The sequence below is a fragment of the Bacillus sp. FJAT-25509 genome (assembly GCF_001420605.1).
Lineage (GTDB): Bacteria > Bacillota > Bacilli > Bacillales > Bacillaceae_G > Gottfriedia.
In genome coordinates this window covers 355,336-375,705 of the sequence record NZ_LJIZ01000038.1, presented here as the reverse complement: position 1 = coordinate 375,705, position 20,370 = coordinate 355,336, and the positions used below count along the sequence as shown (strand labels likewise).

The following is a 20,370-nucleotide window of genomic DNA, read 5'->3' as shown; positions in this document are numbered from 1 at the left end:
GTATTATTTAACTATTTTTATAGTGTGCTAGTGCTAATAGCGGATAAATTTCATTATAGCTATGGTAATGAATGTAAAACTGACCAGGTAATCCTAATCCGGTTGGATAAGTTAATGCTTTATTAGGCAATTCACTTTGAGTAGTTAAAAATTTAATCCCTTTTCTAATTACTTCATCCTCTTTATGACGGATTGAAAGTAAAGTATCGACTGCCCATGCTGTTTGACTAGGCGTACTATATTTTAAAGGAACATATTTATATTTAACAGGCGAAAGACCTGATTCTCCCCAACCCCCGTCTTTATTTTGAATACTAACTAACCATTTCTCAGCTTTTTTAATTGCCTCATGATTTTTAGGAATTCCCACGGCTCTTAAGCCAGTAATCGCTGCCCAAGTTCCATAAATATAACAAATTCCCCATCTACCATACCAACTACCATTTGATTTTTGGTTCTTTAAAAGCCAATCAACTGCCTTTTTCACAATTGGATCATCGTTTGAAATCGTCGTATAATGTCCAATAAATTCCAATATACGTCCAGTTAAATCTGCAGTAGAAGGATCGATGATAGCATCTTTTGCATTTTCAATTGGTAAAAATGTTAACCATTTATTCGTAACATTTTTTTCGAATGCTCCCCAACCACCATCGTCATTTTGAAGTCCAAGTAAAAAATGAACTCCCCTCAACCAACTTTCACTTATAGTTGGTTGTTCCAAAGAACTTCTTGCAAGCGCCCTTAAGACTGCTCCAGTATCATCATTATCTGGAATAAAAGAATTAACGTCAGAAAAGCCCCAACCGCCAGGACTTAAATTTTTAGCATGAACCTTCCAGTCACCATTCATATTTTGTTGTTTTTTGATTAAGTAGTTAATCGATTTCGAAACAATCGGATCATTTACTTGATAACCAGCTTCTTGAATTGCATATGACAATAATGCAGTATCCCAAACTTTTGATGGCGAATTTTGAATATGAAGGCCCGCTTCTGTATCGGCTGCATATGAAAGAAGTCCTTGTAGCGCATTTTGAATGACGGATGAAGTAGCTTCATAACCTAAAGCCATTAAAGCATAAATCATATAAAATGTAGAACTGCCATAACTATAAAAGGTTCCATTTGTTTCAATACGATCTAATATAAATCTTTCAGCCTTTTCATATCCTTTCTGGTGAAAATAGAGAGGATATGAAGCTAGCTTTTTACCTTCTTCAAGTAAAAATTGATAAAAACTCCCTCGCTCTTCGTAAAACCATTCTACCTCACTAGTTTCAAAAAGATAATCAATCGTTAAATCATCATCCAATTTCACTTTAAATCGCTTATTAATACAAAGAATCATAGGAACTAAATGAACTCTAGCATAATTACTTAAATCAAATAAACTTAACGGCATTTTATCTGGTAGTAAAAAATAGCTCATAGGAAAGTAAAATAATTTAGGATAATCAATTAAACCATGAGTAGCTAGAATCATCTTTAACATAAAATGTGTTTTTTTAATCCCACCGTTTTCACGAATAAATTTTTCAGCTTTTTTCATACTTGAATGTTCTTTTGTATACTTTTTTGAGATTAATAAAGCTATGTAAGCTTGTACTGTTGCATTTAAGTTTCCCTCTTTCTCATCCTCGTATAATTTCCAAGCTCCATTCGGATGTTGAAGATTGATGATACGATCAATAATCCCATCAAATATTTTTTGATTTTTGTATTCAAGATCATTCATTAATAAAATCATAAAACTATCCGTTATTAATGAACCTTCAAAACAATATTCCCAAGAACCTTCTTCATCTTGTTTCGTCCTTAGACGTTTAATCCGCTCTTCAATATTTCGTAAAACAATATTTTCGAGGTCCATTTTACCACCTCAGTTCAATTTTTTTTAAGGCTGATGGTATTTTTCCATTCTTGTTGAATGCTCAATTTCAATTTCTTCAAGATCATCAATTTCCTCTGATACTTCGATTTCTATTTTTTTACTAAAATAAACAATTGAAATAATAAATGCTAAAAGGCTAAAAGGTAAAACCATTATTTTAAATCCGAACCAAGTAAACGAATGTAAAATATGAAAATAGCTACCTAGTAACAAGCAAAAAGTAAGTAATAGCAGGTCGATCACAATTACACCGCAAAATGATTTTACTATTTTTATTAATAAAGGATTCAATTAGATCACACTCCATTATTAATCTATGATTTAAATGTGAAATAATGAATTATTCCGAGCAATTAGTACCAGATACTTGGAAAAAACAACAATTTATGGTGGGCATTTCAAGAAAATAAAAAATTTACTTTTTAAAAATAGAGTACTTTTTTCTTTAAATTATTTAAAAAGTTAAATAATCTATTAATTGTCTAATCAGAATCTATTAAAAATGAATATAGTGAAGGGATAATAGAAAAGGAGTGTTTTTTACTATGGCAGCAGAGTTTGAAGAATTCAAAGATATAAAAGAAGAAATTCAAGAGGTACTTGCAGCAGCTAATGCAGATGGTGCAATCAATTTTAATTTTATTAACATTGAAATTAAAGAAAATCGCATCCAAGTCGAACAAAGAGCTGAAGGCGGAGGACAAATTAATCGAAATGTTGGTATGAACGCAAATCAAGGCGGACAAAATGCTAGAGACAATAGCCAAACAGCAAATGATCGTTCACAATTTGCAGATGGAAATGGTAGAAGTGGTATTGCTGGAAGAGATAATGATGAATTAGGCGGACAGCAAGGAATTAAAATCAGAGACAGCAAAATCAAAAGAAGCAAAATCAGAACAGATTCCTCTCACAACGAAGGAGCAGTAACTGAAGACCAAGACGTTGAACAATTCCAATTACCAAGTTTAAATAGACTTAACAGAACAACTGAATAACCGAAATCCGGTTGCTAGATGACTCATCACATTATTTTCAAATCTTAAAGCATGGACAAGCTCTTCTAAAATTTAAATAGAACATCCCACATCTTGATTGTGAATGTTGAGATTGAAATCTGATGCAATTTATGTTCACTCTCTTACATTTGACATCAATTGAAGACAAATGTGTATATCTAATATATAACCCACGAGGAATATTCCTAGTGGGTTTACTTCATTTTTATAAGCTTTTCTGTCTTAAAATTCCGGTAAATTACTTAAATTATTTTCTGCAATACCATCCGGTTCACTTCTAAGGATGTCACGACCATACTTATGGATTACATCCACATGAGCTAAATTTCCACTTTTTGCTTCTTGTAAAGCTTGAAGATAATCTAGTTCACGATTTAAACTCGTTCTGAAACCAATTAAATCACCATCTTCATTTTTACGAACAGCAACAATATGTTCCTTGTCTTGATTTACTGATTCCTCTATCATTTGTTCTTCATCACTTTGATTTCTATACATTTCATATGCTTCTTCAAATCGATCTTGAGTCACTTTTAAATCTCCTCCTTTTACCATTAGTTTTGCCATTGATGGAGGATGTATAACAATTTACTCCTAAATGAAAGGAAGAATGATATTTTTACATAAAAAATAGACTGAATTAACAGTCCATTATCCTTTTAATATAATCTCTAATTTTAATTAAAGCTACACTAGATAAAAAAAGAATATCAGACACTTTTTTAGTGTCTGATATTCGTAACATAGTTCACTTTATAAGACTATTGTCTCAAGGTTTTTAATGCACCACTCCAAGCAACAACTTGGTCAAGCATTGCATTTACATTATTAAGGTGTAATTCAGCTGGCTTGAAAGTAGTATAGTTTTCAAAATCGGTAAATAAGGACAGTGTAGGGTGAACACGAACATCTGCAATCATTAGCTCACCCATTATTCCTCGTAAATGTTCAGCTGCACGGGCACCACCAGTTGAACCATAACTAACGATCCCTGCTGCTTTATTATTCCAGGCTTCACGAGCTAAATCAAGTGCATTTTTTAGGGCTCCTGTTATGCTGTGATTATATTCTTGAACGATAAATACGAATCCATCCAAGCTGTTAAGTTTTTCGTTCCATGCTGCAATTCCTGGTTCAGTCCCATCAGTTGTTCCTAAAAAAGGCAATTGATAATCAGCAATATCTACAATTTCATAGTTTACATCTCCACGTTTGTCAGCAATTCCTTTAACCCATTCTCCCACTTGTGGGCTAACTCGTCCTTGTCTTGTACTACCTAAAATAATACCCACATTTAATTTTTCATTTGACATTGTTTTTTTCCTCCTATTTAACATTTTAAAATTTATTTTTCCAAATTTTGTGCACCAATTCCATTCTCCTAAATAAATCCATTAGCTGTTCTTTTTCATCATTCGAGATCAATGATAATTTTTGAGAAATGGTTGGAACGTGTTTGGGAAAAATTTCGTCAAATAACGCTCTTCCTTCTTCAGTTAGTACGACATTAGAAGTCATTCTATTATTTGGGTTTGGTTATCTTTCTACAAGACCCTTCTTTTCTACCTTATCAACGAGTATATAGGTGTTTGCTTTATCGCTTGGCATAAATGTAGTTCGAACCATTTTTGAAACCCTTCAGTCTATTATGTAAAATTATCGTTTTCAAATACCTTTTTAGCTAATTTTACCATTAATTAAAGATTTCTCTATAATAAGTAAATATCCCTTTATATTCAAAAACTTTATTGATATCCCCGCTTTTTACATAAAAAAAAGCTGTATATATGCAACATATGTTGTTCAACTATCGCATGCTATCGCTGAACAGGACTTAGTAGCTAATTAATAGATCAGCTACTATTTTCCTGTTTAAAAAAGAAATACCTATTAATTCTGTTCAATCATTTAATTGGTTTACTAAATTTATCCATTTTTAATAAACTAAATTGCTATTTTGTTGAATAAGAATTCTGCCTTCACAATTGATTAAACTCTAAATTTTCACGACAAAAAACCAGAAAAGTTTATTACAAGTTTTCTGGTTTTTTCACTTTCTACTCAATAATTACAATAATTCAATTTAAATTTCCAAATCCAATTATTCTATTTATCAAATTGCTAGATCAATTATCACACATAAGTGGAATAGTTTATCTTTTAATTCAACAACATGATTGACTATTCCAAAGAGTTGTTAATTATACTATAGTTAAATAAAATGACTGAAAAACCGCCCTTAAAGGTTTACTAAATTACCAAATAAAAGTAATTTTATTTCGACTAATGACTTAATACTCTCTATTTTATGACTATGCTCTATTTCGTCATAAAACCATGAATCTCTAATAATATGAATTGCTTTCATACCTGCATCTAAAGCAGGCACAATGTCACTTCTAAGAGAGTTCCCGATCATTACGGGATTACTTAATTTTTCATTTAACTCAAGATAGGTATTTATATCTTTTTGATTAGTAATAAAAACGTTATCAAAATGTTGTACTAAGCCAGTTTCCATCACTCGCTTTGATTGTACGTCTTTTTCACCTAAAGTCAATATAGTCATACTTTCCACATCTTTGTGATTTGATAATTCTTCTATTATAAATGTGTCACTTTGAAGTGGAATATTCACTTTAAATATCGTTTTTGCTAAAGATTGTAATTGATCAATGACAATACTTGATATCTCTAAATTATTTCGTGTTGCCAATAAATCTAAAGTTGAATCCCATGCATAAGGATATCGCTCTTTACTAAAACCCATATCTTTTATTAGTTCCAGATCGATTTTATTGAAAACCTCTTTAATGTCATTTATAAATACTTTTTCATCTAGCGCTTGCTGCACTAAATTCGCACATAAATCTACATTATGCCGAAATGCGGCTTGGGTTTGAATTAATGTATCGTCTAAATCAAAAATTAAATCATATTTCATAATAATTTATCTCACTTTCTAACTAAACCATATTGTTATTAATTTACACATTTGCCTATTGTTTCGGCTTTTCTAATTATATATGCTATTTTACAAAGTGTCCCTATTTTACTCTTAAAATTAAAAACAATTATAATAGCAAAGCAATTCGTTCTTAATTTCCCTCTATATTTTTATTGTTATAATAAGTTTTTCTAAGTAAAAGAGCAGTAAATAACAGTGTAAATCTAATCCTGCTTCAGTGAGACAAATAAAAATTATGAACTGATTATCTACATTGCTAATTAAAATACTAAAAAATAAAAACGTCAGTATATTACTGTCGTTTTATAATAAGTTAATTTTAATAATCAATTTCTCCCCAAATATTTTTCAAATTTTCATTTGATTTTTTAAGTAAATCTGTAAAATTATCTGCAACAAAATATACAAAGTCAGGGTCATGTATATACGAGATTATTTGCCCTTCAGTTCCTTTGTTTGTAGGGTTAAAGTCAAGAATTAAATATAATTCTCCGCCAGCTAAGGTTGCGAAAGGTATTCATTTTTTATTCTTTAAATAAGGTTTAATTCTCTTATCTAAATTATTAATTTCATCTTCTTCGTAATAATCACTCATTAATTCATGATCACTAAAGTAAGCTTCTTTTTCATCTATCATTTCATCTAATGAAAACAAATAAAAAGGTTCAATATTATCATTTTCACACTTAGGATATAAAATATGAAAATGGTAACCACTTCCGTTTTTGTACTGATAGAATTCCCGAAAATCTTTTGGTAAGGTTATCCCATATTTCGCTTCAATTTTGTCTAATTCTTCATTAGATACACCTTTAATCAACTTAAAATATTCCATATCTTCTTTTTTTCTTCATCACACATGAATTTTCACCTCATTTGAAGAGAGCGTTAAATCAAACTAAATACTGTTTAGTTGAATATAGGTCAAACATACCACGCATCTTCAGTGAATTCATTCCACTCCAATTTAAAACTTTTCGCCTTGAGTTTAATGCTACAAAAATGATGTGTTTTCCAATCAGAGCCAAACATTTCATATACGAAATCTTGACCCACATGTAGTTGCTTAAACTCTAAAAATTCCATCTCATCCAAGTCTAAAAGTTGGACTTCTTTTTCCTTATCATCATCTAAATAGATAATTGCTTTACTCATTTTTACATTATAGAAAGTCAATTTACATTGATCTGTTGATTTCGCTACTTTATAAGGATTTAGAGGATGATCTTTAGAGATATAAATAAACTCAAAATAAATAGTAACAATATCTTTTTCTATTTTTATATCTTCAACAATACAATCGTGAAAATCTAAGTAATCAAAATAATCGTTTGTTGTTTGATATTTCCATGGGTTCATACTCAATCCTCCTTATCTTTAACGAACTACTAGCTTTAGCTGAATAATAACATTGTATTATTAAGTATTTTAGAACTAGTCCCAATGATTAAATAAAACTTCACCTATTCTATTTGGTTTCCAGTAAGCCATTTGATTTAATTCTGCACTATTCAATTCATTCTCACTTTTTAATAAGAGTGGTTCATTCAGTTCCTTTTTACTCAATACTATATAAAATGGACTAAACTCTTCTTTTAGATGAGAAACTTCTATAAAATTAATTTCTCCAAAATTAACAGCTGAAGCAAAAGCTAAAAATGGATAATGAGCATTCAAAAGAATATAAAAATGTTTATTGAAAACATTCACTTCCATAGCAAAAAAAATTGATGCTACCTGTGGTTCTTGAAAGTTCAAAACTACTTTATATACCCAAATATAATCCTCTTAAGAAACTTATTCTTCTTTCAAATGATAAGTTACCTGCACAACTCCAGAAGAAAACGTTCTTGTATTCATCATGTTTAAATTCTTTCTCTGTTTTATTTCAACAAACAAAGGTTTTCCTTCACCCAATATAACTGGATGAATTGATAATCTAATTTCATCTACTAGCCCTAGATTTAAAAATGATGTAATAAGGCTTGAACCTCCATACAACCAGATGTCTTTGCCGGGCGTTTCCTTTAATTTATTTACTTCTTCAATTATATTTTCATTTATAAATGTTGCATTATTTTCATCATTTGATTGAGTTCTGGAAAACACATATTTTTCCTTACTATGTACTAAATTCCACATTTCTTTATCAGATTCAGAGTCGTCTATACTTGGAATATAATTCCCCCACAAATCATAGCTTTTTCGACCATATAAAATAGTATCTATTTGATTCAAGAAATTTGTGAATTCCATTTCAAGATCCATTATGCACCAATCAACTTCTCCATTTTTCCCTTCTATCAAACCATCTAATGTAACCGCTAAATCCAAAATTATTTTTCTTTGTTTTATGCTATTTTCCAAAACTATTCCTCCTACTTTCTTTTATACATTTTTTTATTTTTGAAACTCTCGCCGAATATTTGTTCTTATTTTGATTATAACAAGCAAACTTGGTGCTATCAAATATCGATATATTGGATTAAAAGAACAAAAAACATCATGATTTGCTTTTTTAGAACATGTATTCTATGTTTATTTGCAGTTTTGAAATTTTCATTTGCACTGTTCACAATTTTAATTGTAGTTTTGTTATTTTTAATTGCACTTTAACCAATATTAATTGCAGTTTCTATATTTTTATTTGTACTTCGACTTTTATTTGCTGCTAGGGAGCTCTCAATTGCACTTCGACCCTTATTTGCACCTAACAAGCTATTATTTGCACTATTACCAAATTTAATTGCAGCCACACATCTCTTATTTACACTTTTACAAATTTTATGATCACACCCGCCCGAACAAAACAAAAAACCCGTAAACAAAGAAGTTTACGAGTTTCTCATTTTACTTATTTAACAGTTTAACCTTCTCAACAAGAAAGTTTAAGATAACATGTGCTGCGATTCTGCTTGTCATGTCACGGAAATCGATTGTTGGGTCAAGCTCAACAATATCCATTCCAGTAACTTTTGGATGTGATGCTAGATAACAGATACCATCTAATAGAGTTTGACTGTCCATTCCTCCAGGTCCAATTGCTGGGCAACCAGGAGCAAATGCTTGGTCTAGTACGTCCATATCTAGGCTAATATAAATTGCATCTACTTTGTCTACTAAATGGTTGATGCTCTCTTTAATAATTTTTGAGATACCTAATTCGCGAACATCACGCATTGAGTAGATAGTTACACCATTATTTACACCGAATTCAGTGTATGGAGCACTATTTGAAAAATTTCGGATTCCAATTTGAACTAAATGTTCACCTTTTAGAATGCCTTCGTCAATCAAGCTACGGAAAGGTGTACCGTTTGAACGTCCACCATCTTCAGTATTTCTTAAGTCATGATGAGCATCAAATTGGATAACTCCTACTGTTCCTCGTTCTTTTGCAAAAGCTGAAATGCTTGGAAAACTAATTCCGTGATCCCCACCTAAAATGATTGGCATCGTTTCTTTATATTGACCTAGCAATTCAGAGATTGTAGATCTAATACGATTTCTTGACTCTTCAAAATCAGTCACATGCATCGTAATATCACCAAAATCAGTTACATTGAAATCCTTTAAATCAATTTGGTCTTCGATATGATAAGTACTGTAGCTACTTAGCATTTTTCGAATTGAAGCAGGTGCAAAGCTTGCGCCTGAATGACTAATTGATGTTTTAGACAATGGTACACCGATAATTGAGAAATTGGATGCTTCTGTTCCATTCCATGCAGAGATGATTTCATTTGCTTTTGTTACTTTTGAATCAATGAAATTTGCATCTCCTGCTTTTTTAAGATGTGATAGCGACATCGTGTTCACCCCTACTTACTACTAATTTACCATTCTTAAATACTGATTCTACATGATTTACACCAAAATGGTAAGGTACATAAGTATAGTTTGGTACATTCCAAATAACGACATCTGCCTTACGTCCAATTTTTAGCTTACCAGCTTGGTCTCCACGATTAATCGCGTGTGATGAGTTAATCGTAACGGCATTCCAAATTTCTTCAGGCGTCATTTTTAGTTTAAGCATTGCAATTGTCATGATTAATTGTAAATTTTCAGTCGGGCAGCTTCCTGGGTTGAAATCAGTTGCTAATGAAACTGCTACGTTATTTTCAATCATCGCTCTTGCAGGTGCAAATTCTGGTTTATTCAAATAGAAAGTAGTTCCCGGTAAAATGACACCGATTGTATTGCTCTTACCAAGCATTTCAACACCTTTTTCAGATGCTCCACATAGATGATCAGCGGAAATAGCGCCAATTTCAGCTGCCATTTCAGTACCACCTAGAGGATCGATTTCATCGGCATGAATTTTAACATTAAAGCCTTGTTCTTTTGCTTTTAGTAAAAATCCTCTTGATTGTTCTACTGAAAATACACCAGTTTCAGCGAATACATCTACAAATTCAGCAAGTTCTTCCTCTTTAATAACATCTAATAAAGATAGCATTTTTTCTAAGAAAGCTTCTTCATTTCCCTTATACTCCTTAGGTAATGCATGCGCACCTAAGAAAGTTGAAACTAAATCAATATCATGCTCAGCTTGTAATTCTTTAGCAACTCGAAGTTGTTTTAATTCAGTTTCTTCATCAAGTCCATAACCACTTTTTGCTTCAACTGTTGTTACACCGAATGAAAGCATTCTGTTTAGGTGATGAATTGTTTTCTTTTTTAAATCCTCATGTGAAGCTAATTTAGTTTGACCTACAGTAGAATGGATCCCGCCACCCATTTCTAATATTTCTAAATAAGAAGCACCTTGTAATTTCAAACTAACTTCATGCTCACGTGATCCTCCAAAGACCACGTGAGTATGAGGGTCAACTAATCCTGGAGTGACTAGTTTTCCCTGGCAATCAATTACTTCTTTTGCATCAATTTTCTGTTCGTTCATTTGACCGATATAAATAATTTCCCCATCTTTCCATGCAATTTCTGCATTTTCTAGTACAGGTAGATTACTCATGTCTTTTCCATGAATTGGACCATTACCATGATCCATCGTTAATAATTGACCAATATTTGTTAATAGAATATCTGCTTTCAATTCTAACACCTACTTCATCATTGGGATGTTTACGCCTTTTGCTTTTGCAGTTTCAACAGCTAAATCATAACCTGCATCAACGTGACGAACTACACCCATTCCTGGATCTGAAGTTAATACTCTTTCGATACGTTTTGCAGCTGCATCCGTACCGTCAGCAACGATTACCATACCAGCATGTAAAGAATAACCCATACCTACTCCACCACCGTGGTGTACACTTACCCAGCTTGCGCCATTTACACCATTAATAAGTGCATTTAGGATTGGCCAGTCAGCTACTGCGTCACTACCATCTTTCATGCTTTCTGTTTCACGATTTGGAGATGCTACTGAACCACAATCTAAATGGTCACGACCGATTACGATTGGCGCTTTTAATTCGCCATTTTTAACCATCTCGTTAATGATTTTACCGAATTTAGCACGCTCACCGTAGCCTAACCAACAAATACGTGATGGTAAACCTTGGAATGCAACCTTTTCACGAGCCATACGGATCCAGTTACATAAATGCTCGTTATCAGCAAATTCACGTAAAATAACTTCGTCTGTTTTGTAAATATCTTCTGGATCACCAGAAAGTGCTACCCAACGGAAAGGACCTTTACCTTCACAAAATAATGGACGAATAAATGCAGGTACGAAACCAGGGAAATCAAATGCATTTTTAACGCCTTCATCTAAAGCAACTTGACGAATGTTGTTACCGTAATCAAATGCAAGAGCGCCACGTTGTTGCATCGCTAAAATTGCTTCAACATGAACTGCCATACTATGTTTTGCACGTTTAATTACTTCATCTGGATTTTGGGCACGAAGTTTCTTTCCTTCTTCCATAGACATTCCGATCGGTAAATAACCATTTAATGGATCATGTGCAGAAGTTTGGTCAGTAATTAAATCTGGTACAAAATTACGTTCAACTAATTGAGGTAAAATTTCAGCAGCATTACCTACTAATCCGATTGCTAAAGCTCTTCCTTCGTTTTTAGCTTCAGTAGCAAGTTGTAATGCTTCCTCTAAATCGTGTGTTAACACGTCACAATATCTAGTGTCAATACGACGTTGAATTCTAGTTTCGTCAACATCAATACCGATTACAACTCCACCATTCATTGTTACAGCTAGAGGTTGAGCTCCACCCATACCGCCAAGTCCTGCTGTAATTGTAATTGTACCTTTTAAGCTACCACCGAAATGTTGTTTAGCAGCTTCTCCAAATGTTTCATAAGTACCTTGTAAAATACCTTGAGTACCGATGTAAATCCAGCTACCAGCAGTCATTTGACCATACATCATTAATCCTTTTTCATCTAATTCACGGAAGTGTTCCCAAGTTGCCCATTTTGGAACTAAGTTTGAGTTAGCTAGTAAAACTCGTGGTGCATCTTCATGAGATTTGAATACTGCAACTGGTTTACCTGATTGAACTAATAATGTTTCATCGCTCTCTAATTTCTTTAATGATTCAATAATTGCATCAAAACTCTCCCAGTTTCTTGCAGCTTTACCGATTCCACCGTATACAACTAAATCTTCTGGTCTTTCTGCTACTTCTTCGTCTAAGTTGTTTAATAGCATACGAAGTGCTGCTTCTTGAACCCAACCTTTAGTGTTTAATTCAGTACCTCTTGGCGCTTTTAAAGATCCTTTTGTGATTTCCATTTTAATTCCACCTCTTCTTATATTTGTGTTTGTTTTGTATAGTTTTTTGCTATGAAATTTTCTTTTAAATAAGTTGTTAATTTTTCAATGTCTTTTGAGAATACGCGATCTCTAGTAATTGATGGAACTGTTTTACGAGCATCTTCCATAAACTTTCTAGTTGTCTCAGACATTTTTTCAATCCCTTTATATTCAACACCTTGCATTGCACAAATACATTCGATTGCTAAAACTCTTCTAGCGTTTTGTAAAATTTGGTAAGCATGACGTGCACCGATTGTCCCCATACTTACATGATCTTCTTGGTTAGCTGAAGAAGGAATTGAGTCAACACTTGCTGGATGTGCTAATGTTTTATTTTCAGAAACTAAAGCAGCCGCAACGTATTGCATAATCATTGCACCAGATTGTAATCCTGGTTCTGGACTTAAAAATGGTGGTAAATCATTTAATTGTGGGTTAACTAAACGTTCAATACGTCTTTCAGAAATATTTGCTAACTCAGCAACGCCTAATTTAAAGAAGTCCATTGCAAATGCGATTGGTTGACCATGGAAATTTCCACCAGAGAATACATCATCTCCGAATAATAATGGATTATCAGTAGCTGCATTCATTTCGATTTCTAACTTCTCTTTTGCATAGTTCAGTACTTGCCAGCTTGCTCCATGAACTTGAGGAATACATCTTAATGTATAAGCATCTTGAACTCGGATTTCACCTTGTCTAGTCGTTAATTGGCTTGTTGCTAAAATATTGCGGTAACGTTCTGCTACTTCAATTTGTTCTTTATATCCACGAGCAATATGAATTCTTTCATCAAAAACATCTGTAATACCATTTAATGCTTCAAATGTAATAGAAGAAATTAATTCACTTTGATAAGCTAATTCTTCACCTTCAAGATAAGTAAGAATACCCATTGCTGTCATTGCTTGTGTACCATTAATTAAAGCTAAACCTTCTTTAGCTTCTAGAGTAATTGGTAAAATTCCTTCTTTAGCTAAAGCTTCTGCTGTTTCCATACGTTTTCCTTTATAGAAAACTTCACCTTCACCAAGTAAAACTAAAGCTAAGTGAGATAAAGGAGCTAAATCTCCGCTTGCACCTAATGATCCTTGAGATGGGATAACTGGGTGAATTTGAGCATTAATTAATGAAAGTAATTTTTCAACTACTACTAAACGTACACCAGAGTGACCTTTTAACATTGTATTTGCACGAAGTACTAACATCGCTCTTGAAACTAATTCAGGGAACGGTTCACCAACTCCACATGCATGAGAAGCTATTAAGTTATATTGAAGTGTTGAAACATTTTCTTTTTCAATTAATACATCACTAAATTTTCCGAAACCTGTTGTGATACCATAAACGACTTTGCCATTATTTACGATTTCTTCAACCTTTTCTCTACATGCTTTTACCGCTACTAAGCTATCTTCACTCGCTTTTACATACGCCATTTCGAATAAAATACTTTTCATTTGTTCCATTGTTAAGCTATTACCAGTTAAAGTTACCATTAAAAAACACCTCCGAATTTTGTCAAAAAAAACACAGAAAGAGGCTATGAGACGTAAATAGTAACTTACGAATCATAGCCCCCTATCATCTAATAAACTATGGGCGATTATATGTGATTAATGCCGAGTCCTGCTGATTCATGCTCCGATCCTTTAATTGGAGCACCAATCGTTCCGTATAGTGCAACTGCAATCCAGTCACCCTCGTTTACGTTTTTATAAGGTTTACCTCTAACAACAGCAAATCTAAGTCCTACTGTTCTAAGAACATCACCTAATTGAACATGACCTCTTGTTACGCCTTGAATCGCTTCAAGTGTTGCATGATATAATGAATGAACTTCTCTATATAGAGCTCCATTGATTACACCATTTTGTTTGGCAGCGGTTTCAATCGCAGCAACGACCTTTTGAGCATCCATTGTGCCGACCTTACCTACACACCATACAACGTTTTCATTTTTCATTAATTCTTCTTCTTGATCAGTCAAAGCAAGCATCATAGCTGTTCGACCTATTCGTTGACTTTGCTCTGCCATATCGCTAATACCTCTTACTTACTTTCTCTAATAAACTAGTATCTGATTACATTATATGCCAACAATTAGTAAACTTCAATATTTTCAGATTATTATTTTTAAAAAATATTTTTTTATTAAAACTTGTAGGAATATTCAAAATATTTATCGATAAATTATTATTTAAGAAAACTTGTCCATTTGTCATCTTTTAATAACTTGTTGAATAACAGAAAAAGGAATAATTCGCCGATTGTTAAGATCTTTTTCTTAACACTAGCTGCCAAGTAACGCCAAAACAATCAGTAACCCATGTAACCTTACTAAAATCATTCATTTCTACTGGCCCCATAAGTACTTTCCCATCAACCTTTAATCCGCCAAAAATTAAATCAAACTCCGCATCGTCATTGCATTCTAAGTAAAATGAAACAGCCCAAGTAAATTCAGGACAATGTTCTTTTTCCATATCCAATACCATAAAAGACTGTCCTAAAATTTCAATAATGCCATTTAGAATTTTCCCTTCAACACCTCGGTCATCTTTCGTATATCTTCGAAGAGAAACGAGTTTTGAATTCGGAAAAGTACGAACATAATAATTCATTGCTTCCTCCGCATTCCCACTAAACGTAAGAAATGGAGTAATCCTTTGCCCTGATACAACCGGTATTACTTGTTCTTGTGTCATCTTTGAAACCCTCCAACAAATTGTAATTACCTCGTTTTAGAACTTAAAAAACAAACCAATTCTAGTTCATTAATTCTACTTGATATTTCCCCTTTAAAAATGTAAATATCAGATAGATTGTACCATATTTTTACACAGCAAAAAACTTCGCAGTTAATTGAATAAATACGAAGTAAATAATGTGGATGTGCATATTATTATTGGTTTATCCAATTGCCTATTCGATCTCTAAGTATTTCCTTATCTTAACAATTTTCTTCTTTTGTTTATTTTTTAATTATATAATTGTAATACAATAAATAAAAGGAGGTTTATATGAAAAAATTTTTCGGAAGATTTTTAAAAAAGAAAATAAAAAATGATAATGCATTTTATAACAATCTTTACAATCAGTTTAATACAAACGACTTAAAAGTAAATTCTAACTTCGTTAATTTATCGTTCGTTTCTAGACTAGAAAACGCATGGAAAATGGATTTCCTAGCTAATGTTAAAGAAAGAATTATTGAAAAAGAAGGTTGGAGCAAAGAAAAATATTCCTTTATTGAAAGTGAATTAAAGCGCTTTTTCTTAATGGCTGCAATCTTTGAAAACGTACCAATGTATAGTCAAGAAGTTGATAAAATCTGGCACGAAATGATTTTATTTACGAAAAGTTATCATAACTTCTGCAAGGCTTTTTGTGGTGAAATGATACACCATGAACCAAATATTCATAAAGATGATGTAACTATAACCGATCGAAGCGATGCTAGGGCTGTTTACAATTTGTTATATAATACTCTGTTTGAAACGACATCTGTAAATACCAATGTCTTAGGAAGTTTAGTTGTTAATTATAAAAATACTAAAGTTCAAGAATATTTATCGAGCAAAACAATTCAAACAAAAAGTTTCGTTTCACATTTAAACTCACATACTAAAAATAATTTTTTAAACGAGTTTGCTAGAATTCAAAAAAATTTAGTAGAAAAAGAAAATGAAGAAGCAAGAACAAAAGACCAATCACAAAAATCTTACCCAAATTCATCTAAACGTCCATCTTCTAGCAAAAAATCAGATGATGGCCATATTAACTCAACATTTTTAGCTACAAATTCTTTTTTTGCATTAAATGAAAGTTCAAATGATTGTTCAAGCAAGAATGATAGTCATCATCATAACTCGCACTCTTCATGCTCTAGTTCATCACATTCTTCATGTTCTAGTGGTTCTCACTCTTCGTGTTCTAGTTCGAGTTGCTCAAGTTCAGGTTGTTCAAGTTAATCTATGGATATTATCGTCAAAGTATAATTAAATTAACTCAACCTTAAGGTTGGGTTAAACTGCTTTATTTTTAGTAAAAATTTTTCTGCTACTTTATAGGGACAATTTAACCATTTCTCGATTCCCCAAAAGGTAAAATAATATAACTAATTGTTAGTACTAAAATAATAATTGCTAACCAAAGATTATGGGCCGATTCTCCATTTACAATAATAAAACGAATAGTCGCTGTAATCCCGATATATAGAAGATAGCGTATTGGAAAATGATAATTTTCTTTGAAATATTGAACAATAATTGATATAAATCCAAAATATAAGAAAAATATTAAAACTTTGCTAAAAATCTGATGAACATTTTTATTTCCTAATAAAATATCGTTAAAAATATAATAAAGTTCTCTAAAAAGGAAATACGCAAGAATCAAACTTAGTAAAAATAAAGATATATTTAATAAAGTTTGATAAAGCTTGATCAGCATTTTTCGGTTTTTAAACCAACTCGTTCCAAACATTTGTCTCCTCCATTTTTTCCCCTATAAAAAGATTCTTTATTTGATTTTGTTGACATAAAAGTTTAACATTAAGCATTTTCGCTTCTCTATACAATGTTTCGATCGAATACAAAAACTGAAATGCCTATATTTTCTTCAACTTTCATATCTGAAAATAGATGGACTAATTTTGCGCCAACAAGTTCTTCTAAACCTTCTGGAGGGTTATTTAAGTACAATTCTTGAATCATTTTTGTTCGTGCAGTATGAACCATTTCTGCCCCATTCATTGTTCCGGAAATAAATTTTTCAGTTGGTGTCAAATTACCATATAATGTTGAAACGGCCATGTTTTCAACAAACACTGTATGAATCCGCTCCGGACCCTTTCCAAACAAATCTTTCCGAAGTTTTCTCATCATATCATTAAATTCATGTATTTTTTTTGACATTACTTATTCGCCTCAATTTCAATTTTTTAAATGTTATTACATATCTTTGCACTGTACCCTTTAACCTATTTACACAGACTGAGAAATATTGTCTAAGTTTCGATCACATTTCCCACAAATTCACTTCACTTCCTACCTTTTAGAAAAAAAAAATTCCACCAGGAAGACAATTAGCCCATTCAGAGGCTTTCTGTCATCTTGGTGGAATAGTTAATTAGCAAAAAATTTACTAAAATACCAATCCAATTTAAGTTAAATGAATGTAATAGATCCACAACAAATACATTATCATGCTTCCATATCATCCGAATTTATTATATCCCTATATGTTTAAATAAACAATCAAAAAGTTAATTTTATCTATTTCTACATATTGATGATTTTCCTTAGATCTTACAACGCTAACCACAATTCCATTACCGATTTTAAGTCTTTACTTAATTCAATTTTCCTACAATATAAATCATTGAGCTTATGATAATCTTCCTCACTATTCATCGCAAGATCAATCTCATTTATTTCTTTTTCAAATCGTTCAATTTTTACTAGGGCTTCAGCTTTCATTTTTTCTTGGTTATTATCATCTTTTTTATTAACTTTTTTTCGAATGCCTTTTTTTTCAACCGGATCTTTTGTTTCTTTAAAACTAATCTTTTCTTTTATGCTTTTATAATCATCATAATTGCCAAGATAGCTTTTTAATTCATAATCCTCAATAGCGATCACTCGTTGACTCATTTTATTAATAAAATATCTGTCATGTGAAATAAAGAAAATTGTCCCTTTAAATTCATCAAGTGCTTCTTCAAGCGTTTCGATTGAATCTATATCAAGATGATTTGTAGGTTCATCAAGGATTAACAAATTGATATCTTTGAATAATAACATAGCTAATTTTAGCCTTATTCTCTCTCCACCTGACAAAAATTTAACTTTTTTAAAGACACTTTGTTTATAAAACATAAATTTTGAAAGATATTCCCTTGCTTTCCCTTCAGGTATTGAGATATCCTCTCTAAAACATTCAAGCACTGTTATTTCTTCGTTATTAAAACTTATTTTCTGAGGTAAATATGCGGTCAGCACATTTGCTCCTAGTTGTACCACGCCATTATCTGATTTTTCTTCACCTAAAAGCATCTTTAAGAAAGTAGTTTTTCCGCTTCCATTAGGACCGACAAGCCCAACTCTTTCCCCGTAATTAATCAATAAACTCGTATCTTTGAATAGTACTTTTTCTTCATAAGATTTCGAAAGCTCAATTGCTTTAATTGTGTCATTTCCTGATCGTTTGGATCCCTTTAAATCTAATTTCATATTTTCTTTTTCAAAAACTGGTTTTTCAATTCTATTCAATTTATCAAGTTTTTTCTGTATACTTGCAGCCCTTTTAAAAAATTTGTTATTATCAGCACGCATCGCCCAGTCTCTTAAATTGGTTACGGTATTTTCCATCGCTTTTATCTTTTTTTGTTGTTCTTTAAAATGCTCAAATTGGATCTGTATGTTTTTTTCTTTTTGCTCAACAAAAAATGAATAGTTGCCCTTATACGTAATTGATTCTAATTCTTCAACTTCTACAATTTTTGTTACGACATTATCTAAAAAGTATCGATCATGCGAAACAATCAATACAATTCCTTTATAATTTTCAAGAAATTCTTCTAACCATTCTACTGAATCCATATCTAAATGATTTGTAGGTTCATCAAGCAATAGAATATCGGGGCTATTGATTAAAAGTTTACCAAGTAATACAGTCGTTTTTTCACCACCACTTAATAAATCAAAATCTCTGTTTAAAAAACTTTCTTCAAATTTAAGTCCGGTACATACCTTACCTAACTTTTCTTCCCGTTGATATCCGCCATTTACTTCAAATAATTGGACTAAATCACTATACCTTTTCATAGCTCTTTCTAGGGCATTATTTTCTATATCTTTCATTTGATCTTCTAACTCACGCATTTGATTTTCTATTTGAACAATTTCATCAAAAGCCATATTTAAAACATCAATTACTTTTAAGCCTTTAGGATAAACTGGCGTTTGTTCCAAATATGCAGTAGTGAGACCTTTAGGTACGAAATTAATTAATCCTTCATCATAACCATAACTTGAGGTTTGAGGATAACCTGGGTAATAATTCATCGGCACAATTCCTGCTATTATTTTAAGAATGGTACTTTTACCACTCCCATTGATTCCAATAATTCCGATTTTATCCCCCTCATAAGCTTCAAATGTTATATTTTTAAGCACTAAAGTTGCATCCATATATTTTTTAAGACCATTTATTTTTAATTCGAACATAAAATTTCCTTCTTTCATCCATAAATTTCGTTATGCATAAATGGACAAGGTAAAAAAGTGAACTTTGATACGATTTAATTATTTAGTTAAGACTCATTATTTTTAAGTTTGTTAAGATTTATGGAACCAAATAAAAAAGACCATAAGAAGAAAGTATCTTCTCACAGTCTAATAAACTTGGTGATTTATCATTTATCTAGAGCTATATAATCAAGGCCCCATCAGCTAAAACAAAGATCTGATGGAATACTAAAAAAATATCTCGTACTCAATAAATAATCATCTCGTTATCAGTAAAGTAAGTTACCTTCTAATTTGCCTTAATTCCATAAGAGCATAACAAATAGGCCTATACATTAGGCAATTTTCAACTCATTTGGAAAACATATTAATTTAAATTAAATTAATATCAGCAATTAGTTGGCATCATAAACTTACTTTCCTCCTTCGAAATTTTCTATATTATCCCATTTTTCCGATTTTTTGTAAATGGTTACATTAAA

20 protein-coding genes and 1 pseudogene are annotated in these 20,370 nt (G+C 31.8%); 2 read left to right on the top strand and 19 right to left on the bottom strand.

Going from position 1 to position 20,370, the window contains the following annotated elements; all coding sequences use genetic code 11:
- Positions 1–7: 7 nt before the first annotated feature.
- Together shc and AN960_RS23730 are read right to left on the bottom strand one after the other, a co-directional pair.
- Positions 8–1,873: a squalene--hopene cyclase gene (shc, locus tag AN960_RS23735; RefSeq protein ID WP_056477313.1), complete on the bottom strand. Its 1,866-nt coding sequence runs from the start codon at positions 1,871–1,873 to the stop codon at positions 8–10.
- Between the two features lie 24 nt (positions 1,874–1,897).
- A complete protein-coding gene (locus AN960_RS23730; protein ID WP_056477310.1) occupies positions 1,898–2,185 on the bottom strand; it encodes a hypothetical protein in 288 nt (95 codons plus the stop codon).
- A 254-nt stretch (positions 2,186–2,439) separates the two neighbouring features.
- Between AN960_RS23730 and AN960_RS25255 the strand changes: the two genes are divergently transcribed.
- Positions 2,440–2,892, top strand: coding sequence for a hypothetical protein (locus tag AN960_RS25255; protein WP_286131790.1), 453 nt, complete (start codon positions 2,440–2,442; stop codon positions 2,890–2,892).
- 243 nt (positions 2,893–3,135) lie between these two features.
- Here AN960_RS25255 and AN960_RS23720 read toward each other — a convergent pair whose 3' ends face one another.
- From AN960_RS23720 to AN960_RS23655, 14 genes and pseudogenes are all read right to left on the bottom strand, one after another.
- Positions 3,136–3,468: a DUF3892 domain-containing protein gene (locus AN960_RS23720; protein ID WP_502692567.1), complete on the bottom strand. Its 333-nt coding sequence runs from the start codon at positions 3,466–3,468 to the stop codon at positions 3,136–3,138.
- A gap of 206 nt (positions 3,469–3,674) precedes the next feature.
- The gene (locus AN960_RS23715) at positions 3,675–4,226 is read right to left on the bottom strand and encodes an NADPH-dependent FMN reductase (RefSeq protein ID WP_172795455.1); all 552 of its coding nucleotides are present in this window, start codon (positions 4,224–4,226) and stop codon (positions 3,675–3,677) included.
- A gap of 926 nt (positions 4,227–5,152) precedes the next feature.
- Positions 5,153–5,857, bottom strand: a complete 705-nt coding sequence (locus tag AN960_RS23705; RefSeq protein ID WP_056477301.1) for an HAD family hydrolase — start codon at positions 5,855–5,857, stop codon at positions 5,153–5,155.
- Positions 5,858–6,200: 343 nt separating this feature from the next.
- Positions 6,201–6,701 (bottom strand): annotated as a pseudogene (locus AN960_RS23700) (SMI1/KNR4 family protein).
- A gap of 104 nt (positions 6,702–6,805) precedes the next feature.
- Complete coding sequence (locus AN960_RS23695; RefSeq protein WP_056477298.1) at positions 6,806–7,240, bottom strand: hypothetical protein; 435 nt, start codon at positions 7,238–7,240, stop codon at positions 6,806–6,808.
- A 75-nt stretch (positions 7,241–7,315) separates the two neighbouring features.
- A complete protein-coding gene (locus AN960_RS23690) occupies positions 7,316–7,639 on the bottom strand; it encodes a hypothetical protein (protein WP_056477296.1) in 324 nt (107 codons plus the stop codon).
- Positions 7,640–7,678: 39 nt separating this feature from the next.
- Complete coding sequence (locus AN960_RS23685) at positions 7,679–8,248, bottom strand: dihydrofolate reductase family protein (RefSeq protein WP_056477293.1); 570 nt, start codon at positions 8,246–8,248, stop codon at positions 7,679–7,681.
- Positions 8,249–8,493: 245 nt separating this feature from the next.
- The gene (locus AN960_RS24710; RefSeq protein WP_156339765.1) at positions 8,494–8,637 is read right to left on the bottom strand and encodes a hypothetical protein; all 144 of its coding nucleotides are present in this window, start codon (positions 8,635–8,637) and stop codon (positions 8,494–8,496) included.
- Positions 8,638–8,731: 94 nt separating this feature from the next.
- Positions 8,732–9,691 carry a formimidoylglutamase gene (gene hutG, locus AN960_RS23680; protein WP_056477290.1) on the bottom strand — a complete coding sequence of 320 codons (960 nt, stop codon included), beginning with the start codon at positions 9,689–9,691 and terminating at the stop codon, positions 8,732–8,734.
- On the bottom strand, positions 9,672–10,895 hold the full coding sequence (gene hutI / locus AN960_RS23675) for an imidazolonepropionase (RefSeq protein ID WP_056477368.1): 1,224 nt from the start codon (positions 10,893–10,895) through the stop codon (positions 9,672–9,674). Before hutI ends, hutG begins: the two co-directional genes overlap by 20 nt.
- 54 nt (positions 10,896–10,949) lie before the next feature.
- Positions 10,950–12,608 (bottom strand): urocanate hydratase, encoded by a 1,659-nt coding sequence (hutU, locus tag AN960_RS23670; protein ID WP_056477287.1) that lies wholly within the window; start codon positions 12,606–12,608, stop codon positions 10,950–10,952.
- Between the two features lie 17 nt (positions 12,609–12,625).
- On the bottom strand, positions 12,626–14,134 hold the full coding sequence (gene hutH, locus AN960_RS23665; protein ID WP_056477284.1) for a histidine ammonia-lyase: 1,509 nt from the start codon (positions 14,132–14,134) through the stop codon (positions 12,626–12,628).
- A 107-nt stretch (positions 14,135–14,241) separates the two neighbouring features.
- Complete coding sequence (gene hutP / locus AN960_RS23660; protein ID WP_025671549.1) at positions 14,242–14,673, bottom strand: histidine utilization transcription antiterminator HutP; 432 nt, start codon at positions 14,671–14,673, stop codon at positions 14,242–14,244.
- Positions 14,674–14,908: 235 nt separating this feature from the next.
- Positions 14,909–15,343 carry a VOC family protein gene (locus AN960_RS23655; protein ID WP_056477281.1) on the bottom strand — a complete coding sequence of 145 codons (435 nt, stop codon included), beginning with the start codon at positions 15,341–15,343 and terminating at the stop codon, positions 14,909–14,911.
- 315 nt (positions 15,344–15,658) lie between these two features.
- On the opposite strand from AN960_RS23655, the gene AN960_RS23650 reads away from it, so the two are divergent.
- A complete protein-coding gene (locus AN960_RS23650; RefSeq protein ID WP_056477279.1) occupies positions 15,659–16,609 on the top strand; it encodes a UCP032817 domain-containing protein in 951 nt (316 codons plus the stop codon).
- A gap of 106 nt (positions 16,610–16,715) precedes the next feature.
- Here the strand turns inward: AN960_RS23650 and AN960_RS23645 are convergent, their stop codons facing one another.
- The 3 genes from AN960_RS23645 to abc-f all read right to left on the bottom strand — a co-directional run bounded on the left by AN960_RS23645 (position 16,716) and on the right by abc-f (position 19,867).
- On the bottom strand, positions 16,716–17,123 hold the full coding sequence (locus tag AN960_RS23645) for a phosphate-starvation-inducible protein PsiE (RefSeq protein WP_056477276.1): 408 nt from the start codon (positions 17,121–17,123) through the stop codon (positions 16,716–16,718).
- Between the two features lie 86 nt (positions 17,124–17,209).
- A complete protein-coding gene (locus AN960_RS23640) occupies positions 17,210–17,554 on the bottom strand; it encodes a Na-translocating system protein MpsC family protein (protein WP_056477273.1) in 345 nt (114 codons plus the stop codon).
- 393 nt (positions 17,555–17,947) lie between these two features.
- On the bottom strand, positions 17,948–19,867 hold the full coding sequence (gene abc-f, locus AN960_RS23635; protein ID WP_056477270.1) for a ribosomal protection-like ABC-F family protein: 1,920 nt from the start codon (positions 19,865–19,867) through the stop codon (positions 17,948–17,950).
- Positions 19,868–20,370: the final 503 nt, after the last annotated feature.